Origin of the sequence: Rothia sp. 27098_8_29, assembly GCF_041432785.1 — a bacterium.
GTDB lineage: Bacteria > Actinomycetota > Actinomycetes > Actinomycetales > Micrococcaceae > Rothia > Rothia mucilaginosa.
Window position 1 is genome coordinate 862,326 of sequence record NZ_JAPWAI010000001.1, and the last position, 21,205, is coordinate 883,530.

Sequence of the window (21,205 nt, forward strand, 5' to 3'; positions counted from 1 at the left end):
CATGAGCCGCGAACGCATCAGCGCACAGCAGACCGAAACCACCGCAGCCGAGCAGGAGCAGGAACTGACCCTCGCCGCCTCCCACGTTGTCTCTGACGTGAGCGAGGTCGACGACCTGCTCGACGAAATTGACGGCCTGCTCGCTGAGAACGCTGAAGACTTCGTCACCGGCTTCGTCCAGAAGGGCGGCGAGTAACCGGCGCACCTGCGTGCCGGGTCAGCATCATGGAACACCGTATTTTCGGCATTGAAAGCGAATTCGGGCTCAGCTACGTCCCGCACGGGCTCGGTCGGCTGAGCATCGAAGAGTCCGCCGCCGCCCTTTTCAAGCCCGTCCTGGATCAGTGGCGTTCAACGAACGTCTTCCTGCCCAACGGCGGTAGGCTCTACCTTGACGTGGGTTCGCACCCCGAGTATGCCTCCGCCGAATGCGGCAGCATTGACGAGTTACTCGCGCAGGAACGCGCCGGTGAGCTGCTTTTCGCTGATCTGGCGCGTACCGCCCGCAAGCGCCTGCTCGCAGGTTCGGAGGGCCGCCCCCTCGACGGTGAACTGTACCTGTTCAAGAACAACGTGGATTCGGCAGGCAACTCCTACGGCAGCCACGAGAACTACCTGATCAGCCGCAAACTGCAGTTCAACGACCTGATTGCCCAGCTCGTGCCGTTCCTGGTGACCCGCCAGATTCTGGTCGGCGCCGGTAAGACCCACCCGAACGGCGGCCCGGTGCCCGGTTCGACCGACCCAGCATCCAGCACGGGTGTGCCTTCGTATTCGTTCTCGCAGCGTGCCGACCATATTTGGGAGGCGGCATCCACCTCAACCTCGCGCGCTCGCCCGCTCATTAACACCCGCGACGAGCCGCACGCGGACGCTTCGAAGTTCCGCCGCATGCACGTCATTAATGGTGATTCGAACATGGCAGAGCCGACGACCCTGCTGAAGATTGCCAGCACCGACCTGGTGCTGCGCATGCTGGAGGACCGCTTCCCGGTCACGAGCCTGGATATTGTGTCTGTTCCGGCGGCGCTGCGCGCTATCAGCCACGATCTGACCGGCACCGCAACCTTCGAAACCACGGATGGTAAGCACTACACGGCGTTGAGCGTTCAGCGTCACTACCTGGATGCGGCACGCCAGTACGTGCAGCAGTACGGCGCGCACCACCACCACGTGGAATACGCCCTGGACCTGTGGCAGCGCACCCTGGACGCTATCGAGTCCGGCGACTACAGCAGCATTGATACTGAGATTGACTGGGCTATTAAGAAGAAGCTTCTGGATGCGTATATTGCCCGCGCCCGCGCGGCTGGTCAGCCTGCCGATTATGCGAGCGCCCGCATCCGTCAGCTGAATTTGGCGTACCACGACATCGACCCGGAGCGTAGTGTCTTCCACGCGCTGGTTCGTCGCGGTGCGGTCAAGCGCATCCTGCCCGAGGGTGCTGCGGAGGCGGCGAAGACTCAGCCGCCGAACACTCGCGCTCTGCAGCGTTCGCGTTTCATTAATGCGGCGGTTGCGGCGGGGGAGCAGTTCACCGTGGATTGGGTGCATTTGAAGCTCAATGCCTACCCGCAGCACACGCTGGTGTGTAAGGACCCGTTTGCTACCGGTAGCGAGGAGCTTGAGGAGGTGCTGAGCCTGTTGGCATCTAAGGCGCGTCAGCACCAGGAGGCGGCATTCCCGCCGCCCTGCTAAACAGCGCCGCTAAACAGCATTGCTAGAAACACTCTGATGAGGGGAAACCCACCGGCGGTCGGGGTTGTGGGCCTTCGGGAACACCCCGGCCGCGACACAGCCTGAACACAGCTACGTGCCGTAGCATAAAACAGCTAAACCTATACCTGTAAACTGTTCTGTGGCACACGGGCACTCACACGCCCCACTCTCACAGAAAACCCCAGAGGATAACACTATGACCAAACGCTCTAAGCTCACTATTTTCGGTGCCAGCGCGGCAGCTCTTGCGCTCGCACTGTCCGCATGCGGCGCGCAGTCCAGCAATGGCGATTTGTCCAAGGTGCAGTACACCTTGAAGAACGCGACCGCTGAACCTGAGGCGTCCTTCGCGACTCCCTTCGCCGCTTCTAGCCCCTCCGCGTACGTGATTGAGGAAGGTAACGGCGAGTCCATCAACGATGGTGACTACGTGCTCGTTGAGGCTGCCGTGTTCAACGGCACCGACGGCAAGCTTAACGGTTCCACTTACTCCAGCGAGCCGATTCTGCTGCCGATTAACGATCAGCTGAAGCAGGCTGCACCGCAGGTGTACGAAACCTTGAAGAAGATTAAGGTTGGCGGTTCTTTCTCGTACACCACCAACGTTCTGCAGCAGCGCAGCACCGCGGGCGTGACCACTACGACCGCTTCGCCCGGCGCCGCAACTAACGTTGAGGTGTACACCGTGAAGACGAAGCTGCCCAAGTACGCAACCGGTAAGGCTGTTGAGGCTGACCCGTCGCTGCCGTCCTTCACCCTGGATGAGTCCACCGGCAAGGCTGAAATTAAGCTGCCCGATAACAAGCCGGAGGTCACCGAGCTGACCGCTAAGACCCTCATCGAGGGCGAGGGCGCCGAGGTCAAGGAAACCGACACCGTGTACGTGCGCTACATTGGCGTGCAGTACTCCGACGGTAAGGTCGTTGACGGCAACTACAACGCCGCCACCCCGATGGGTATCTCCCTGCAGGGCGTTATCAAGGGCTGGACTCAGGGTCTGAAGGGCAAGAAGGTCGGCTCCCGCGTTGAGCTGGTCATCCCGGCGGATTTGGCGTACGGTAACGACACCGGCGGCTCCAAGCCTTCGGGTCCCCTCGTGTTCGTGGTTGATATTCTGGGCGCGGAGGAGAACCCGCAGACCCTGCAGCGTGCTCAGGCGGCTTCTAGCGCGGCTGCTGCGGAGGCGAGCGCCTCGGCAACCGCAGACGCTTCTGCGACCCCGGCGGCTACCGCCTCGGCAACCGCACAGTAGCCCGGCACCCAAATTTTTACGTCACATTTTTATACAGCGCTCGCCGCTTATCCTGTATGGGCGGCGAGCGCACCCACTATTTCGATGTATGTCGAACCAATCAAAGGAGACACCCATGTCTTTCGGTCAGCGTAACCTCGACCGCGAAAAGCCCGAAATCGATTTCCCCGAGGGCGACGCCCCCACCGAGCTGGCCATTACCGACCTGATCGAGGGTGCAGGCGCTGAGGTTGTTCCCGGCTCCCGCGTGCTCACCCACTACGTTGGTGTGGCATTCTCCACCGGTGAAGAGTTTGACGCGTCCTGGAACCGCGGCGAGCCGCTGCCGTTCCAGGTGGGCGTTGGCCAGGTTATCCGCGGTTGGGATGAGGGTCTGCTCGGCATGAAGGTCGGCGGCCGTCGTCGCCTGGAGATCCCCGCCGACATGGCGTACGGTGACCGCGGCGCTGGTTCGGTCATTAAGCCCGGTGAATCCCTGATTTTCGTGGTGGACCTGCTGGACGTCCGCTAAGGACTAGCAAGGTTCTCGCGTTTTTCGCGCTTCTCACGTAAGACGCGCAGAGACGCGCAGCCCGGTGCTTTCTCCCGATTGTGGGAGAGGGCGCCGGGCTTTTGCGTATCAAGTTTTTGTGCCGGGCTATCGGCGCGTCCGCGAGATTTTATGCCCGCGCATTCTTCCCGTAGCCACCCCACACGCAAAGTAAGTGCCGCGGAACACACACGGTATGATGGAATCATGTCCACCGCAGCTCAGCTTTACATGACTCTTCACCGCCTCGCCACCGCCGCCGAGGCACCCGATACCGCAACCCGAACCCAGGGCATCAGCCGCAACGAGCTACTGACCCTGCTCGGCATTAGCACGCGCGCTAACGGCTCCCTCAGTGAGGCCCAGGAACGCGCCTTTGAACGAGCCAAGCAGACCCTGCGTGATGCCGGCGCGCGCATTACCCACGTGACCACGGATCTGGGGGAGCGCTACCGCCTCGAACCCAGCGACGCCGCTAAGCTGCCCGCTTGGAACCCCACCGCTGAGGAGTTCCGCCTCATCAACACCATCCTGCGCGGCTGGGAAGGCACCGAATTGCAGGATGACGCCTACCGCATCCTGCGTAAGATTGCGCTGACCAGCGAGAACCTCACCGATGAGGCGCTCGCCGCCGCGAAGATTCTGGACCCGAAGACCGGCAAGCGTCAGCGCGCGAAGAACCTGTACACCTACCGCGAGCCCCTTCAGCGCATTTACTTTAGCGATAACCCGCACCTGAATGAGCTGTTCACCGCCTATGCGGAGCGTAAGACAGTCACGTTCACCTATCAGACGGCTGCCGGTGCGACCCGCGTACAGGAGAAGGTCAGTGTTGCCGGTATTGGGTACCGTTACGGCACCTGGTATTTTGTCGGCTACTACACTGAGAGCTCGGAGCGTAAGGAGTACACGTTCCGTGCCAGCCGTATTCAGAAGCTCACGATGCTCTCACGTATCGATTCGACCCCCATCAACGCGACGTTCAACGCCAAGAACTGGCTTGAAGACATTAAGGGCTACGAAGAGAGCCTAATCGTTGCCGAGGTCAACGCCGATTCCACAGTCTCGGAGCCCTTCACCGTGCCCTCGTACGGCACGATTGATAGCGCTGTGGCGGCGACCAGCTACAGCTGCGTGATTGAGCCGCCCGAGGAATCGGAGGATGCCTCTACCCGCCAGCGTGACAGCTACGCCGCCCAGCAGCAACTACTGCGCACCCTCACCGACCTGCACAGCGGCGCAGTCGAAGACCCCGGCACCTGGGCAGGTATCAACCAGCGCAACCGCAACAACTCACTCGACGACCTTGTGGACCTGCTCCTGGGTCTGCACCGTGCCGACCGCTGGGCGAGTGCCCATGGTGAAGAGCCCATGCCTTTGAATCAGCTCAACGCCCTCTACAGCGTGGACACCGAGAAAAACCGCGACCTCGGCAAAACCATTGCCGAGATTTTCGCGCGGGTAGATACCGTTCCCTTCGATTCTGATCCCAAGGACCCGGACGCCCTCAAGCCCAGCTACATTAACCTGCTGCCGGACTTTGGCGGCGCCACCCCGCACACGCTGCTGAACTACGCGCGCCTTACCGACACTGAGCTCGCCATTCTCGTCTTTACCCTCTCTGCCGCAGATATTCTGCACCCGGCGGATGCCCGTCTGGGCAGTATCCGTGCGGCGCTCGCCGCCGCGTACCCGAATGCGCCCGTTTATGCGCAGCACCTGTGCTTCGCCCCGGAGGAGCCTCTGCTGCAGGAGGCGACTGCCGCCTTGAGTAGCGGCAATGCCGTGACTATTGGTTACGGTACCTCTGAGCGTGCCGCGGATCGTCTGGTGGACCCGTATGCGTTGGTGTTGCACCGCGACCACATGTATCTGCATGCGTGGTGCCGTACCGCTGAGGAACGTTACTATGCCGCGCGCGGTGAGGAAGTCCCCGAGTATGTACCGGAGGCTTTTGCTCACGCGGCCACCGGCGAGGCGGGAAACAACGAGACTGCCGACAGCGCGGCGACGGATAATGAAGCAGGGGAGAAGACCCCCACTTTCTGGCGTAACTTCCGCCTCACCCGCATCAACCACATTCACGAGGCGGGCGCAGGTCGTACCCACCCGGTCACCGGTGACACCGTTCCGCATTGGCACGCGCAGCAGCACAACACTCAGACCAACCCCTTTGCTGAGTTGCGGATTCACCCGACCGAGCATATTCCCAGCGGTGAGCCGCTTGATACTCTCACCGCAACGTACATGCGTCGAAGCACCCACCACGTGAAGAAGGCTTCACGCACCCAGTACGTGCGCATCCACTACTACAACAACGCCCACGGCGCTGGCGATAAGAACATCCTCGACACCGTCATCGCGCACCGAGGTGCCCTCGAACTGGTCGGCCCTGCGCACCTGCGCGCGGCGCTGCTTGACCAGTTGCAAACCCTCAACGCGAGTAGCCGCAGGGGTGCGCCCGCAGAAAAATAGAACTTCACCCACAAGCAAAAACGCCCTAAAAACCCATCTAAGGGGCCAAAACATTAACCTAAAACTTGTATAATGGTGCTCATGTCTTGGTGGTTCTGGATTTTGCTATGGGGCGCGCTCATCATCTGCTCGCTCCTCTATTTGGCATGGTTCACCTACAAAGCACTCACTCGCGGTTTCACACTCCTTGACGAAACCGTAACCTGGGTCGAGTCAATCGAGGGACAATTCGACGCAGCGCAAGCGAACGCAAGCCGAAAACTCCCGCGAGACACCACCCTCGGGGTATTCACACCCATCACCGAGGCATACAATAACTACGAACAAGGTAAGCAGACACGCAGGTCTGAGCGGATCAAGCGACGGGTCTCCCGACGAGATCGACTCGGCCAACCTCAAAACATCGGAGACCTGCTCTAACAGAAAGGCACACCACCATGGGCCAGATTTTCAGCCACCCCGCGACCATCATCGTCGTTATCCTCCTCATCGTCCTCCTCTTCGGCGCACCCAAGCTGCCCGGTATGGCACGCAGCCTCGGCCAGTCCATGCGCATCTTCAAGACCGAGGTTGAGGGCCTGAAGAACGATTCCAAGAAGGACCCCCGCGAGAAGGACGGCGAAGAGGTCGTCACCGCTGAGGTCGTAGACAACGGCAAGGACGGCAAGACCGAAACCAAGTAACGGTCCCGCCACCGACGCACCAAACCCGTGCCAGCCCACCGGCCGGCACGGGTTTTGCGGCACCACCCCATAAACACCCCACCAGACCCCCTCAGCCGAATCACACACGGCACCGACACCCAGAGGACACCACGTGGCAACACCTGACCAGGACGTGCGCAACCGCAAAATCAATCCTGAAGCACGCATGGAACTCAAGGAACACCTGCGCGAATTCCGCGACCGCCTCATCAAAGCGGCTATCGCAACCATCATCGCAGCCATCATCGGTACGGTCTTCCTCTACCAGCCTTTCATCGATATGATCTCTGCACCCCTGCAGCAGATCAACGCAGAAACCGGCCGCAACGCAAACCTGAACTACGGTAGCGTCGCATCTCCTTTCGACCAGCTGCTGAAGGTCGGTATGTACATCGGCTTGGTAATCGCCTCTCCCGTCTGGCTCTACCAGGCACTGCGATTCCTGCTGCCGGCACTGCACACCAAGGAGAAGAAGTATCTCTTCGGCTTCCTCACCGCATCTATTTTCGCGTTTGCCTGCGGTGTCGCCATTTCGTACTTCACCCTCCCCGGCGTGGTCTACGCGCTGCTGAAGTTCACCCCCCTCAACGACAGTAACTACATTGACGCGGGCGTGTACATCTCCTTCATCCTGAAGTTCGTTGTGACGTTCTCTTGCGCCTTCATCATCCCCGTGATTCTGGTCGGCATTAACATGCTGGGCCTGATTCGCGGTAAGACCATCCTGAAGTCTTGGCGCTGGGTTGTTGTGCTCGTTGCGGTTATCGCAGCACTGACTGCACCCGGTAGCGACATCATGATGATGTTCGTGCTCATGGCGCCGCTGCTGATTTTCTTCTTCGCAGCAATCCTCATCTGCATGATTAACGACAAGCGCCGCGACCGCAAGCTCGCAAAGCTGGCGCAGGGTGCAGACGAAGCAAGCCTGAACACCGCAACCAGCGCCGAAGACCTGGCGAAGATGGGTTACTTCGAGGACGAGAAGACTTCCTAAATTGAATAGCTCGCTTTGAGCAACATCGCCGAAAGGGGCGGGGCACAGAATCTCTGTGCCCCGCCCCTTTCGCATATTCCACAAAAGGGTCTCGAGGCGCACAGACGAATTTTTACAACGCCCGCCGGTACATCCCCGCAGAAACGCAGCGTATATTGCGCCGAAACCGCGCAGCCGATGCGCTCGCTGTTCGCCCGTACCGGATTAGTGCCCATCCGGGATGCTTTCGGAAGGTGGGCGGTGGGCGAGCGGTTACACTGGACATACTATGAGCAAGCACCATGCACAGCACACATCCGACGCACACACTTCTAACTCTTCTAACGAGCAGACCGGCACCGACTACGCTGCCGCCTACGCCGCATCCCGAGAGCGCGCCGCATACGCGAAGACCGCCCTCGGGGCTTTTGAGGCGTCCCTTGATTTTCCGCTGGATGATTTTCAGCGTCAGGCGTGTGCCGCCGTGGAGGCGGACCGCTCCGTCCTCGTTGCCGCGCCTACGGGTGCCGGTAAGACCATTGTGGGTGAGTTCGGTATTTACCTGGCGTTGCGCCGCGGCATGAAGGCGTTCTACACGACCCCCATTAAGGCGCTGAGCAACCAGAAGTACCACGACTTTGTGCGCGCGTATGGTGAGGATTACGTGGGTCTGCTCACCGGCGATACGAGCATTAACACGGAAGCACCCGTGGTCGTGATGACCACCGAGGTGTTGCGCAACATGCTGTACGCCAACTCGACCACGCTGACCGGCCTGGGCTATGTGGTCATGGATGAGGTGCACTACCTGGCGGACCGTTTCCGTGGCGCGGTGTGGGAAGAGGCGATTATTCACCTTCCCGAGCACGTGAACGTCATTTCCCTGTCTGCTACGGTGTCGAACGTTGAGGAGTTCGGCGCGTGGCTGGATACGGTGCGCGGCGGCACGGACATCATTGTTTCTGAGCACCGTCCGGTGCCCCTGTGGCAGCACATGATGGTCGGTCACCGCGTGGTGGACCTGTTCGTACCCGAAGACAACTCCGCGCAGGGTAAGAACCACACCCAGGGCAAGAACCAGGAGCCGGAGGAGAAACTCTCCCGCAAGCAGGCGAAGAAGGCACAGAAAGCTAAGCAGCGCGGCGCAACCGTGGAGGCGGGCGCTAACCCTCTGCTTGCCGGTCTGCGCCTGAACCCGCAGCTGAAGGCGCTACGCCCCGGCTTCCGTTCCGCACCGGGCCGTGGACGCTACGGCGGCAAGCGTGAGCGTTTCCGTCACCGCCGTGAAGGCTGGCTCAACGAGACATTCAGCAGCGGCGAGCGCGGCCGCTCGGACCGTCGTGACCGTTTCAGCAACGATCGTTTCAGCAACGACCGGGACTTTGATGCGCGCGGTGAGCAGAAGCCTCTGCATCCGCAGCGCATTACCCGCCCGGAGATGGTGCGCGCCCTCGACAAGCAGGGCCTGCTTCCCGCCATCTGCTTTATCTTCTCCCGTGCCGGTTGCGACGGCGCGGTCAGCCACTGCGTATCCGCCGATATTACGCTGACCACCCCCGAACAGCAGCAGACCATCCGCGCCTACATTGCGGAAGCGACCGCTCACCTGGACACCCGCGACCTGAACACCCTCGGCTACTACGAATGGCGTGACGGCCTCATCCGCGGTATCGCCGCGCACCACGCAGGCCTACTGCCTCTGTTCAAGGAGGTCGTAGAAACCCTCTTCGCCCAGGGCCTGATTAAGCTGGTCTTCGCCACCGAAACCCTCGCACTGGGCATCAACATGCCCGCCCGCACCGTCATCCTGGAAAAGCTCACCAAGTACAACGGCGAATCCCACGTGGACATCACCCCCGGCGAGTACACCCAGCTGACCGGACGCGCAGGCCGCCGCGGCATCGACATCGAAGGCCACGCCGTCGTCATGTGGCGCCCCGGCATGTCCCCAGAACACGTGGCAACCCTCGCCTCAACCCGCACCTACCCGCTAAACTCCTCGTTCCGCCCCACCTACAACATGGCGGCAAACCTCATCGCCTCCTACGGCGCCGAACGCACCCGCAAAATCCTGGAATCCTCCTTCGCACAGTTCCAGGCAGATAAGTCGGTCGTGGGCGTCGCCTCCCGCGTACGCAAAAACGAAAGCGCCCTAGAAGGCTACCGCGAAGCCATGGCATGCCACCTGGGCGACTTCACCGAATACGTCCAGCTCAGCCGACAGATCGCCGAACTGGAAAAGAAGGCATCCAAGAGCAACGAACGCCACGCCCGCGCGCAGGCACATCACAGCATCCAGCAGCTACTGCCCGGCGACATCATCTACATTCCGCACGGCCGCTCCCGCGGCTACGCAGTCGTCATCACCCGCTCCGATTCGCAGGCCGACCCGCGCATCGGCATCGTCACCGAGGACGCGCACCAGCGCACCGCCTCAACCCGCGATTTCGAAGGCGCCGTCGAACCGGTCTCACGCATCAAAATCCCCAAGCGCCTAAGCCTCAAAACCGCCAAGGAACGCCGCGACACCGCAAGCCGCATGCGCCAGGCACTCTACGACGGCCGCGCCCCGCGTGCGCTCGCACAGCAGAACATCCCTGCTCGTCAGAACAGTATTGACGCGCAGCTGGAGGCTCTGCAGGCTCAGCTGCGTAACCATCCGTGCCACGGCTGCTCCGACCGCGCGAACCACATGCGTTGGGCTGAGCGCTGGCAGAAGCTCAACTCTGAGACTGAAGGGTTGCGCCGTCAGATTGCCCGCCGCACCAACACTATCGCGCAGGTCTTCAACCGCATTGCGCGTCTGCTGGAGAGCTACGGCTACGTCGAACGCACCGAGGATAACGAACTGTCGCTAACCACCGGCGGCCAGGCTCTGCGCCGCATCTACGGCGAGCGCGACCTACTGACCGCCCTGTGCCTAGACGCGCACTTCCTCGACGGCCTGGAACCCGCCGCCATCGCGGCAACCGTCGCCGCACTAACCTACCAGGGCAAGCGCGACGCCGTGGAATACCTGGCGCACTACCCGCACCCCTCCCTGCGCGCACCCATCGCGACGATTACGCAGCGCCTCGCCGACCTGAACGCAGCCGAGGAACAGTTCAAGGTCAACCCGACCCCCGCATGCGACTTCGGTCTGGTCGAACCCATGTACGCCTGGGCGAACGGCGCACACCTCGCAAAGGCAATCGAGGACACCGGCCTTGCCGCCGGCGACTTCGTACGCTGGGCAAAGCAGGTACTGGACGCCCTGGACCAGATCGCGCACATCCGTTCACTGGACCCGGTCATCCGCGCCCGCTGTGAAGAAGCAATCGAGGCGGTACGCCGCGGCGTAGTCGCACTCGACGTCTAACCCGCACCGTAGTGCTACACCGTACATAGTGCTACACCGCACCCGACCAGCTCGGGCCACCACCCCCGCGACTGTGTATTGTTCTGTACCATCTAAGTTCCGCCTCATCTAAGGACGAACGAACTACCACAGGCAGCGGGGGTGCTTCTATACTCAAATGAGACGCTCAGCTAAGCTACGCGAGCACAATTGAAGTGCCCGCCCCGTGTGCGCCTCGGCGCGCCTCAAAGGTGAAAGGAATCTAATGTCTACCCGTATTTTTGTAGATGGTAGCGTGTACAGCCCGGTCGACCCGTACGCAACCGCAATGCTCGTCGAAGACGGCTTCGTCCGCTGGGTTGGTTCCGACTCCGGGGCACGTTCAATTGCCGACGAATCAGCCACCATCACCGAACTCGACGGCGCCCTACTAACCCCCGCCTTTGCACGCGCACTGGCACCGGTAGCAGGCAAAGAAGCACCCGAAATCCTCGACTACCTGCAGGCATACCGCGCAGCCGGCTACCACACCCACACCCTACTCGCCGGCATGGAAGACGTCCCCGACCTCGTCTCCGCACTCAGCTACTACAGCGCCGAACACGGCGTACCCGACATCCGCCTCATCCTCAACGCCACCGGCGTAGAAACCGACGAACTCATCAGCGCCATCAAGGCATTACGCCCCCTCACCGAAGGCGAACGCGCCATCAAGGGCCTGCAGCTAGTCGGCATCTTCGTCGCACCCACCGAAGCCCCCGCAGCAGCACAGATAGCCGAAGACGCCGCACTCCTACTCTCCATCGACGCATCCACCAGCTTCACCACCGCGGCCAACGCCGCGCTCGCCGTACGCGAAACCCGCCCCTGGCTGTCCATCCGCCTCGACGCAGCAATCAGCACCCCGCAGGACCCTATCACCGACGAACACCTCACCCAGCTAGCAGAAGCACGCATCAACCTGGGCCTGAGCGTCTGCGAACCCGAAGAAGACGAAGCCGCCAACGACACCGTCCAAGCACTCCTCGCACACGCCGGGGGAGAAGCACGCGAATCTGTGGCATCCGTAGCCCGCCGCGCAAACGCAGCCGGCACCTCCATCGCGCTGGGCTCTGATGCTCAGCTGTACGCACCCGGCGCCTGGTCCCTCATCCGCGAACTCGTCAACGACGAATACGGCATCTCCGCACGCAGCGCCTTCGCCGCCCTCACCCGCGGCGTATACCGCCTAGCCCACGAAGAAAACCCCTTCACCGGCCAGTTCGCACCCGACACCCCCGCATTCGTAGCACAGTGGCGCGTAGAAGCCCTCATGGTCCAAGCACCCGACTCCCGCGTCGCATCGTGGAGCACCGACCCCCGCGCTCGCATTCCGTTGCTTCCGGTGCTGGATGAGGATTCGCCTCTGCCCATTCTGGAATCTATTTACACTGAAAGTAACTAATTTTTTAGCTTGTCAACACCTTTTTAGGTGGTTTAGGGGTAGTGGAAGCCCCCGAGGATTCAGTTCCCCGCATGTATACCCGGTATACTGGATACCTACACTGCCTGTTTTATATGCACCTGTGGGGGAGTAATATGCGCGTTCTAACTGTCATCCCGACGTATAACGAGAAGGAGAACCTACCCATCGTGGTAGAGCGTCTTCGTAAGGCAGCTCCCGAGGTGGACATTCTCGTGGTGGATGATAACAGCCCCGACGGCACCGGCCAGATTGCTGATGAGCTGTCGGCTAAGGATTCCCAGATTCACGTTCTGCACCGCACCGTTAAGGACGGCCTGGGTGGCGCGTACCTCGCTGGCTTCGATTGGGGCCTTGAGGCAGGCTACGACATTCTGATTGAGATGGACGCTGACTGCTCGCACCAGCCTGAGCAGCTTCCTTCTCTGGTTCGTGCCGTGGAGGCAGGCGCTGACCTGGCTATTGGTTCGCGTTACGTTCCCGGCGGCAAGACTAAGAACTGGCCGGCTCACCGCCAGGTTCTCTCTCGCGGCGCCAACCTGTACACCCGCCTGATTCTGGGCACCTCCATCAAGGACATTACCGCTGGTTTCCGTGCGTACCGTCGTGACGCTCTGCAGCGCCTGAACCTGGACGGTATTGACTCGAAGGGCTACGTGTTCCAGGTTGATTTGGCGTGGCGTTCTGAGCAGGCCGGTCTGAATATTGTTGAGGTTCCGATTACCTTCGTTGAGCGTGAGATTGGCGCTTCGAAGATGGACGGCAACATTATCTTTGACTCCATGTCTAAGGTGACTCGCTGGGGTATGGCTAACCGCATTCAGAAGCTGAAGAAGGCTCTGGGCAAGTAAGACTTCTTGCTCAGACGCTTCTCGCACCTGAGATTTATACGAAAGACCGGGGCAGATACGTTACGTATCTGCCCCGGTCTTTTTGTGCTTTTCTGTAGCGCTCTTTCTTGGCTCACGCCTGGCTCACGTACCGACGGAAGCCAGCATCACAATAAAGAAAAGGCCCGCTAAGAGCACGAGTGGCGCTTAGCGGGCTTTCTACAGCGTTTCTACGGCATGTCTACGGTGCTTTTAGAGCGCGTAGTGCTTGCGGTAGTATTCCAGGCGGTCTTCCAGAGTCTTTTCCAGCTCTTCGATGCTGCGGCGTTCCATGAGCATATCCCAGTGGGTACGTGCGGGCTTCTCTTCTTCGGCGTCTGCGGTGGAGTCGCCGTTGACGAGGTATGCTTCCTTACCGGACTTTGCGGTCCATACCGAGGGGATTTCTGCTTCTGCCGCGAAGGTCACGAAAACGCGGTCACCGTCAGCGGTACGGTATTCGACGCGCTGGCGGGGCGCGGGCTGTACGTTCGATTCGGTTTCCATCGACTGGGAACCCAGGCGCATACCGCGCAGGCTACGATCGCTCATTTTTCCTCCAGTGTCGTCGGGTGCGCTCTTTGGCGCTTTAGGCATAACGTTGGGCGGGGGAGAGCTATTCCCTCGAACGTTTACAAAACATCCATTATATCGGTAATAGTCTCCACCCGCCCAACGTGGTGGTGTTTATTCGGCGTGATTTTTGATGATTCACGCCTTTTTATGCGTTAGATTTCGCGTTTAGCCGTTGATGCCGTAGCTTCCGGGTGCCTGCGGTGCGCTCTTGGGTGCCTCTGCTACGGGCTTCTTCGGTGCGTCTGCCAGGTCGGATGCGGGCAGGGTGCCGAATGCGTTGCCGAGGCCGCGCAGTGCATCGCCGAGTTCGGTCGGGATGAACCAGAGCTTGTTGGCGTCGCCTTCGGCGAGCTTGGGCAGGGTCTGCAGGTACTGGTAGGTGAGCAGCTGCTGGCTGGGGTTGGATTCGTGGATTGCTGCGAAGACCTTCTGCACGGCTTCTGCTTCACCGTTTGCGCGCAGGATTGCGGACTGTGCGTCACCTTCTGCACGAAGGATTTGCGCCTGCTTTTCACCCTCTGCACGCAGGATTGCGGCGCGGGATTCACCTTCTGCGGTCAGGATGTCGGACTGCTTCTGGCCTTCTGCGGTGAGGATTGCGGCGCGGCGGTCACGCTCTGCACGCATCTGCTTCTCCATGGAGTCCTGGATGGATACCGGGGGCTGGATTTCCTTGATGTCCACGCGGGAGACGCGCAGGCCCCAGCGGCCGGTGGTGGAGTCGAGTACGCCTCGCAGTTCAGCGTTGATCTGGTCGCGGGAGGTGAGGGTCTGCTCCAAGTTCAGGCCACCAACGACGTTACGCAGGGTTGCGCTGGTCAGCTCGTCCACGGCGCGAATGTAGTTGGTGATTTCGTAGGTTGCCGAGCGCGGGTCGGTGACCTGGAAGTACACGACGGTGTCGATACCGACCACGAGGTTATCTTCGGTAATCACTGACTGCGAGGGGAAGGAAACGACCTGTTCGCGCAAATCGATGAGGGGCAGTACGCGGTCAACTACGGGGATGACGATGTGCAGGCCGGGGTTGAGGACGGCGTGGAACTTACCCAGTCGTTCGACGATGCCGGCTCGTCCCTGCGGGATGACGCGCACGGTCTTTGCGAGCATCGTCAGCACGAAGAGGATGAGTAGGACCGTCAGAATAAGGCTGATAGGCATTGTTTCTCCTTATCGGTGAGTTATATGGTGTGTTTTTGGAGTATCTGAGTTGGCTTTTGGAGCCGGTATTCAGATGGGTCTTAGTTTGTTAGTCTTAGTCATGGGGGAGAGGCTCTACGATTGCGGTAGCACCCTCAATGGCTCGTACCCTCGCGTGTGATCCTGCTACGAGCGTTCCGGAGGCGGTGCGCGCCGTCCAGGTGTCGCCAGCCAGTACCACCAAACCGGTTTCACTAGTCACATCTTGAGTGACGCGCACCTCAGCACCAACGAGTGCTTCAGCATTAGTGACAGCTCCGGTGGCTGATTTATTGAGCTTTTTCAGCAGCGGCGGGCGTAGACCAAGAACCAGAATCAGGCAGATCACCACGAAAATAACGGTTCGAATCAGCATGTTATCCACGAAGGGCGATATTGCTGCGGTGATGCCTGCGCTAATCGCCAGCATGAGAAAGAACAGGTCGAGGCTGAGCATTTCTATGACGGCGAAAACGAGGGCGAGTGCAACCCAGAGTGTCCAGGGTGTCTCAAAGAGCCAATCCACGAGTTTTCTCCTTTGGTGTACATCAACCGGCGTGGTTGACGTTGGATCTGCACACGAGGCGACAGCACCTTCGTGATGCGGGGTATATCCATTATTTCAGGTGGATTGAGTACTGGTGACAGTTCTGGTGACCGAGTGAGGTTAATACATGAACTGTTAAGACTTTATTTAGATACGGGGAATCTTTGGTTCATTCTAGACCTCCCTAAAAAGCCGATAATATACATTATGTAAAGTAGACCTATTTTTCACTACCCTACCGACTGCTCACCGGTGCTTTCTACGCTCAGGCTGGCACGGACCGAACCTGTACTCCTCACGGTGCGACCATGCTGTTCTCGTCCGTTGCTTTCAGCTTCATGCACCTCAGCTTCCGCGACCCGCAAGCTACGCGCTCAAATGTTCCGAACCTTCGGGCTCCTCAACGCATCCCGTTAAACGACAAACACCCGAGACGAGCTCACACCATTCGGTGCGCCCCATCTCGGGTGCCTATCATCAGCTACTGAGCTTCTTTATTCTGCGTGCTTTTCGCTGAACTCTACCCATGCGTTGAGCACACGCTCCGCTGCACCGGATGCAATAGATTCGCGCGCATCAGCCAAAGCCTGAGTGAAACGGGTCTCAAAGCTCTCCCCGTTGACCGGGCGGTACGCGACCAGGCCAGCCGCAGCGTTCATCACCACAGCGTCGTGAATGGCGCGCAGCGGGCTCTTAGGGGCCTCGCCCTCCCCCGCCAAAATTGCACGGAAAACGCCCGCATTGTACTCGGCGTCGCCGCCACGCAACTGCTCCAGCGGTGCGTTCTGCAGACCGTACTCGGTCGGGTCAAAACGGTACTCGGTCAGTTCGCCGTCTACAGCCTCCCACAGGCGGCTCGTGGTGGCGATGGTCAACTCGTCCAGGCCGTCATCACCGCGGAAAATCAGGGCGTGATCGCCACGCTCCGCGAAGACGTGAGCCATCTTCTCAGCCATGACCGGGTTAGCAACGCCGATAGCCGAGGACTTCACGCGAGCCGGGTTCGTCATGGGGCCCAGGTAGTTGAACGCAGTCGGAATACCGAGCAGACGGCGGGTCGGGCCCACGTGGCGCATTGCCGGGTGGAAAGTCATCGCAAACAGGAACGTGATGCCAGTCTCGCGAGCGCATTCGGCGACTGCGGGAATGGGCATGTCGAGGCGGATTCCGAGGGCTTCGAGGACGTCTGCGGAGCCGGATTTGGAGGTGGAGGCGCGGTTGCCGTGTTTGACGACGGTGGCGCCGGTGCCTGCGATGACGAGGGCTGCCATGGTGGAGATGTTGACGGTGTTTTGCTGGTCGCCGCCGGTGCCGACGATGTCTACGGCGTGGGGGTTGATGTCGACGGTTTCAGCTTTGGCGATCATGCCAGTTGCGAGGGCGCCGAGTTCTTCGGGGGTTTCGCCTTTGGAGTGGAGGGCGGTGAGGAAGGATGCGAGGATCGGCTGTTCGGTTTGGCCGGTCATGATGTGGTCCATTGCCCAGGCGACTTCGGTGTCGGTGAGGTTTTGGTGTTTGACGAGCTGGTTGAGGATGTATTTCCAGGTGATTTCGTGCGTAGTCATGTGTTAAGTGTAAAACCCCCGCCGCGTATCTGCATGGTTGGGTGCAGTATGCGAGACGGGGGTTTGTTAGGCGTGTTGCACCGTGGGGTGCTTAGCGCTGGGGTGTCTTCGGTTTAGTGGAAGGAGTCACCGCATGCGCAGGAGCCTGCTGCGTTGGGGTTGTCGATGGAGAAGCCCTGCTTTTCGATGGTGTCTTCGAAGTCGATGGTGGAGCCGTCGAGGTAGGGTGCGCTCATCTTGTCGACGATAACCTCTACGCCGTCGAAGTTGCGGACTGCGTCGCCGTCGAGGACGCGCTCGTCGAAGTAGAGCTGGTAGATGAGGCCGGAGCAGCCGCCGGGCTGGACGGCGATGCGCAGGCGCAGGTCGGTGCGGCCTTCCTGTTCGAGGAGGGTGCGGACCTTGGTCTGTGCTACTTCGGTGAGGTTGACGCCGTGGGTCGGCAGTTCGGTGGTGGTTTCACTCATTGGTGTTGTCCTTTTGTTTTGTTGGTTGCCCGTGTGCGCCGCGTGTGGGTGCGTGTGGGCGTTTTAGCCTTCACGATACGCGCCCGAGTGTTTGATGTACAACCTAGGGTGTGCATAGTTCGCCGGGGGCGTGAGTTTTGGTGTGGGGGCTTGACATGTAATTCTGCTTCTAGGATACCGAAAAAGTGGGGGTTGGGGTTTGTGACCCTTCTCCCCCACTTTTTGTGGATGTTCCTAGCGAGCGCGTTTAGCGGGCACCGAGTGCGCTGAGCAGTAGCGCCTCCGCGAGGATTGCGTTCTTGAAGTCCGGGATATAGAGGGACTCGTTGGCGCTGTGTGCGCGGGTGTCGGGGTCTTCTACGCCGGTGACGAGGATCTGTGCCTGCGGGAAGAGGTCCTTGAGGTCGGAGATGAACGGGATGGAGCCGCCCATGCCGGTCTGTACGGGTTCTACGTCCCAGGCGGCGCGCATTGCGTCGAGTGCAGTCTGTGCGCCGTCTGCGTCGACTTCGGTGGCGAAGGGCATGCCGGAGTCGACGGTGGTGTAGTTCGCCTGTGCGCCGTGGGGTGCGTGTGCCTTGATGTGTTCGGCGAGTGCGCGGTGTGCGTTTTCGGGGTTGTCGCCGGGTGCTAGGCGGGTGCTGATGCGTGCGCGGGATACGACGGCGAGGGTGTTGGAGGAGGTTGCGATGGAGGGGATGTCCATGCCGATGACGGAGATTGCCGGCTGGGTCCACAGGCGGGAGGCGACGCTACCGGTGCCTGCGAGGGGTACTGAGTCGAGGATTCCGGAGTCGTTGCGGAAGTCCGCTTCGGCGTATTCGAGTTCGGGTTCGGGGGCTCGGTGTAGGCCTTCGACGGCTACGGCGCCGGTGGCGTCGTGCAGGGTTGCGAGGAGCTGCGCCATGAGGGTGTGTGCGTCGAGCATGGGGCCGCCGAACATGCCGGAGTGGATGGCGTGGCTGCCAACGCGTACTTCGATGTCGCCGGATGCGACGCCGCGCAGGCTGGTGGTGAGTGCGGGTACGCCGGCGCGCCAGTTGGCGGAGTCTGCGACGATGATGTAGTCGGCGGACAGTTCGTCGCGGTAGGTGTTGAGGAAGGAGACGAAGGAGGGTGAGCCTGCTTCTTCTTCGCCTTCGATGAAGAGTTTCACGCCGAGTTTGAAGTCATCGCCGAGGGTTTCGTTGATGGCTGCGAGCGCGGCGAGGTGTACGAGGATGCCTGCTTTGTCGTCTGCTGCGCCGCGGCCGTAGAGTCGGTCGCCCTTGCGGGTGGCGACAAAGGGTTCGGTGTTCCAGAGGTCGAGGTTGCCGGCGGGCTGTACATCGTGGTGGGCGTAGAGCAGGATGGTGGGGTAGCCTTCGGCGGCGGGGCGCTGGGCGATGACGGCGGGCATGCCCTGCTTTTCGGTGCCGTCAGCGGTGGTGTAGGTGGCGCGTTCGATGCGTGCGTTGTCGAAGCCTGCCTTGCGGGCGAGTGCGGCGACTGCTTCTGCACTGCGGTCGACCTGGGTGAGGTCGTGAGATTCCCAGGCGATGGAGGGAATGGCGACGAGGTCGGTGAGGGTTTGTAGGGTGGCTTCGAATCGTTCGTTGATTGCGTCGTTGAGGGCGCTGTGGTGGGTGAATTCAGTAGTCATGTTTCTACCTTACATCGCGGGGTGTGGGGGTGTGTTATTCGGGGTCTTGCGGTGGGGTGGGGCTGTGGTGTTTCAGGCTCTGACGTGGTTTTGTTGTGGAGGGGGTGCATCTGTGTGTGTCGGGTATGATGGGAGGGTGTTTGGTCGTAAGAATAAGAAGGCTGAGACTGAAGCTGCTCAGCCGCAGGTTGTAGAGGAGCCGCAGGCTCCGGTTGATCCGAAGTTTACCCCGAAGAAGGGCCGTCCGACTCCTTCGCGTAAGGAGCGGGAGGCGGCTCGTCATAGGCCTCTGGTGGGCGGCGGTGATCGTGCGCTTGCGAATGATCGTGAGGCGCGTGCTGAGCTTCGTCGTCGTGAGCGTGAGGATAACGCTAAGCTTCGTGCTCGTCAGAATGAGGCGTTGCGTGGCGGTGATCAGCGTTTCTTGCCTCTTGTGGATCAGGGTCCGCAGCGTCGTTACATCCGTGATTATGTGGATGCGCGCCGTAACCTGGGCGATTTCATGCTGATTGTTCTGTTGGTTCTGCTGGTTGGCGGCTGGATCGGTCAGGGTGTTTCGGGTTCGTCCGAGGTTGGCGTTTCGATTTATTACGGTTCTGTGTACGCGATGTATGCCGCGATGTTGCTGTGGGTGATTGATTATTTCATTCTGTGGCGTGGTCTGAAGAAGAAGCTGATTGCTAAGTTTGGCGAGGTTCAGCGCGGTGGTGGTATGTACACCTTTAACCGTGTGATGATGGTTCGTCGTTGGCGCCGTCCGGTTCCGATGGTGAAGTACGGCGAGTACCCGCACTAAGTCGTTAAGTGCCTTATAGGCGCTTGGGGAGAGGTCCTGAGTATTCTCGGGCCTCTCCCCTATTTTTGTGCCCGCTAAACTCTCCTTACCCTCTTACGTTCTGGGCCTTTTACGCGAGAAGCCACATGTGTTTCGAGAAGCTACTTCTTTGGTGGCTTTTCGAAACGTATGTGGCTTCTGGACGTATATGTCGTGGCTGGATACCGGTACGACTAGGCTTCGATTCGGGAGTAGAGGATCTGCCACCTGCCGTCACGGTGTTCGAGGGCGAACGTGTAGATTTCTTCTTCCTTGTCGCTGTTCCAGGTTTCTTGGCGGCCGTCGGGTTCTACCTCGGTGTGTTTGTCCCATTCGTGGTTGGTTTCCAGGTAGTAGCTTTGATGGTCGTCGGTCCTGGGTATGCCGGCGGGTTTGAAGTATTCGATGCCGTCGATGACCCATCCGCCGCGCTGGTAGAGCGCTTCTATTTCCCGGTAGATTTTGAGTTCTCCGTCGTTTGAGGTGGAGAGGAATTCGCGGGCTTTGCTGTAGTCACCGGTTTGGACGCCGTAGTTAATCCACTGGTTCCAGGCGTCCATGGTTTTGAGGAGGCCGTCGGGGGTCTTTGCGCGGTAGCCGTCTTCGGGGGCGTTGGGTTTGGGGACGTTCTGGGCGGGGCCTTTGGCATCTGCCTTGCGGTATTCGCCGCTACCGGTGTTGTTGCTGGCGCTACGGCTCGAGCTGCTGTTGGTGGCAGGCTTGCCGGAGGCGGTGGATCCGTCTCCTGCAGTTGTGATGTCGTGCGGCACGCAGGCGGCGAGTAGGGTGCTGAGGCTGATGAGTGTGCCGCCGGTCAGCATTGAGCGGCGGTTCAGCGTGTTGGGGTTCATGGTTGCTCCTCCACATCGTTGTAGTGCATGGTCTCCCGCTTATCTCCATTATGCGCGAGCGCGCGCTGGGAACCTGTCATTGCTCCTGCCCTGATTCGCCCAAATAACGCGGATTATTGTCAGGCTTATCTTGAAATTTACTAGGCTAACCATCTGCAGCAGGGAAGCCGCGCGCCTGTCGAGGTGCCAGCAATTGGCGGCCTGAGCAGGTACGCGGCTTCCTGATAGAGAACTAAACAATTAG

18 protein-coding genes are annotated in these 21,205 nt (G+C 60.3%); 11 read left to right on the forward strand and 7 right to left on the reverse strand.

All coding sequences use genetic code 11. The features are described from left to right. Nucleotide 1 precedes the first annotated feature (1 nt). The 10 genes from O3649_RS03365 (at nt 2) to O3649_RS03410 (ending at nt 13,302) form a co-directional block, all read left to right on the forward strand. The gene (locus O3649_RS03365; RefSeq protein ID WP_005506016.1) at nt 2–196 is read left to right on the forward strand and encodes a ubiquitin-like protein Pup; all 195 of its coding nucleotides are present in this window, start codon (nt 2–4) and stop codon (nt 194–196) included. Nucleotides 197–225: 29 nt separating this feature from the next. Continuing rightward, nucleotides 226–1,698: a Pup--protein ligase gene (gene pafA / locus O3649_RS03370; RefSeq protein WP_371572763.1), complete on the forward strand. Its 1,473-nt coding sequence runs from the start codon at nt 226–228 to the stop codon at nt 1,696–1,698. A 217-nt stretch (nt 1,699–1,915) separates the two neighbouring features. Continuing rightward, nucleotides 1,916–2,971, forward strand: coding sequence for an FKBP-type peptidyl-prolyl cis-trans isomerase (locus tag O3649_RS03375; protein WP_371572765.1), 1,056 nt, complete (start codon nt 1,916–1,918; stop codon nt 2,969–2,971). Nucleotides 2,972–3,086: 115 nt separating this feature from the next. Next, complete coding sequence (locus O3649_RS03380; RefSeq protein WP_314364105.1) at nt 3,087–3,482, forward strand: FKBP-type peptidyl-prolyl cis-trans isomerase; 396 nt, start codon at nt 3,087–3,089, stop codon at nt 3,480–3,482. A gap of 225 nt (nt 3,483–3,707) precedes the next feature. Beyond that, nucleotides 3,708–5,975: a WYL domain-containing protein gene (locus tag O3649_RS03385; protein ID WP_371572767.1), complete on the forward strand. Its 2,268-nt coding sequence runs from the start codon at nt 3,708–3,710 to the stop codon at nt 5,973–5,975. Between the two features lie 437 nt (nt 5,976–6,412). Next, on the forward strand, nt 6,413–6,658 hold the full coding sequence (gene tatA / locus O3649_RS03390) for a Sec-independent protein translocase subunit TatA (protein ID WP_005506024.1): 246 nt from the start codon (nt 6,413–6,415) through the stop codon (nt 6,656–6,658). Between the two features lie 133 nt (nt 6,659–6,791). Further along, nucleotides 6,792–7,673, forward strand: coding sequence for a twin-arginine translocase subunit TatC (tatC, locus tag O3649_RS03395; RefSeq protein ID WP_070616355.1), 882 nt, complete (start codon nt 6,792–6,794; stop codon nt 7,671–7,673). A gap of 268 nt (nt 7,674–7,941) precedes the next feature. Further along, nucleotides 7,942–11,010: a DEAD/DEAH box helicase gene (locus O3649_RS03400; RefSeq protein WP_371572769.1), complete on the forward strand. Its 3,069-nt coding sequence runs from the start codon at nt 7,942–7,944 to the stop codon at nt 11,008–11,010. 244 nt (nt 11,011–11,254) lie between these two features. Further along, nucleotides 11,255–12,433: an amidohydrolase gene (locus O3649_RS03405; protein ID WP_371572771.1), complete on the forward strand. Its 1,179-nt coding sequence runs from the start codon at nt 11,255–11,257 to the stop codon at nt 12,431–12,433. Between the two features lie 134 nt (nt 12,434–12,567). Continuing rightward, nucleotides 12,568–13,302, forward strand: a complete 735-nt coding sequence (locus O3649_RS03410) for a polyprenol monophosphomannose synthase (RefSeq protein WP_306524825.1) — start codon at nt 12,568–12,570, stop codon at nt 13,300–13,302. A 231-nt stretch (nt 13,303–13,533) separates the two neighbouring features. Here O3649_RS03410 and O3649_RS03415 read toward each other — a convergent pair whose 3' ends face one another. The 6 genes from O3649_RS03415 to O3649_RS03440 all read right to left on the reverse strand — a co-directional run bounded on the left by O3649_RS03415 (nt 13,534) and on the right by O3649_RS03440 (nt 19,296). Then, entirely contained in the window at nt 13,534–13,872 is a 339-nt protein-coding gene (locus tag O3649_RS03415; RefSeq protein WP_005506034.1) for an RNA polymerase-binding protein RbpA, read from the reverse strand. Nucleotides 13,873–14,061: 189 nt separating this feature from the next. Continuing rightward, on the reverse strand, nt 14,062–15,057 hold the full coding sequence (locus tag O3649_RS03420; protein ID WP_371572773.1) for an SPFH domain-containing protein: 996 nt from the start codon (nt 15,055–15,057) through the stop codon (nt 14,062–14,064). Between the two features lie 94 nt (nt 15,058–15,151). Beyond that, nucleotides 15,152–15,601 carry an NfeD family protein gene (locus tag O3649_RS03425; protein WP_070616350.1) on the reverse strand — a complete coding sequence of 150 codons (450 nt, stop codon included), beginning with the start codon at nt 15,599–15,601 and terminating at the stop codon, nt 15,152–15,154. A 515-nt stretch (nt 15,602–16,116) separates the two neighbouring features. Next, nucleotides 16,117–17,187, reverse strand: a complete 1,071-nt coding sequence (gene trpD, locus O3649_RS03430; protein WP_371572775.1) for an anthranilate phosphoribosyltransferase — start codon at nt 17,185–17,187, stop codon at nt 16,117–16,119. A gap of 113 nt (nt 17,188–17,300) precedes the next feature. Then, a complete protein-coding gene (locus tag O3649_RS03435; protein ID WP_005506039.1) occupies nt 17,301–17,654 on the reverse strand; it encodes an iron-sulfur cluster assembly accessory protein in 354 nt (117 codons plus the stop codon). Nucleotides 17,655–17,901: 247 nt separating this feature from the next. Beyond that, on the reverse strand, nt 17,902–19,296 hold the full coding sequence (locus tag O3649_RS03440; protein ID WP_371572777.1) for a M20/M25/M40 family metallo-hydrolase: 1,395 nt from the start codon (nt 19,294–19,296) through the stop codon (nt 17,902–17,904). A gap of 136 nt (nt 19,297–19,432) precedes the next feature. Between O3649_RS03440 and O3649_RS03445 the strand changes: the two genes are divergently transcribed. Beyond that, entirely contained in the window at nt 19,433–20,092 is a 660-nt protein-coding gene (locus O3649_RS03445; protein ID WP_070681878.1) for a DUF3043 domain-containing protein, read from the forward strand. A 212-nt stretch (nt 20,093–20,304) separates the two neighbouring features. Here O3649_RS03445 and O3649_RS03450 read toward each other — a convergent pair whose 3' ends face one another. Continuing rightward, nucleotides 20,305–20,961, reverse strand: a complete 657-nt coding sequence (locus tag O3649_RS03450; protein WP_371572779.1) for a DUF6318 family protein — start codon at nt 20,959–20,961, stop codon at nt 20,305–20,307. Nucleotides 20,962–21,205: the final 244 nt, after the last annotated feature.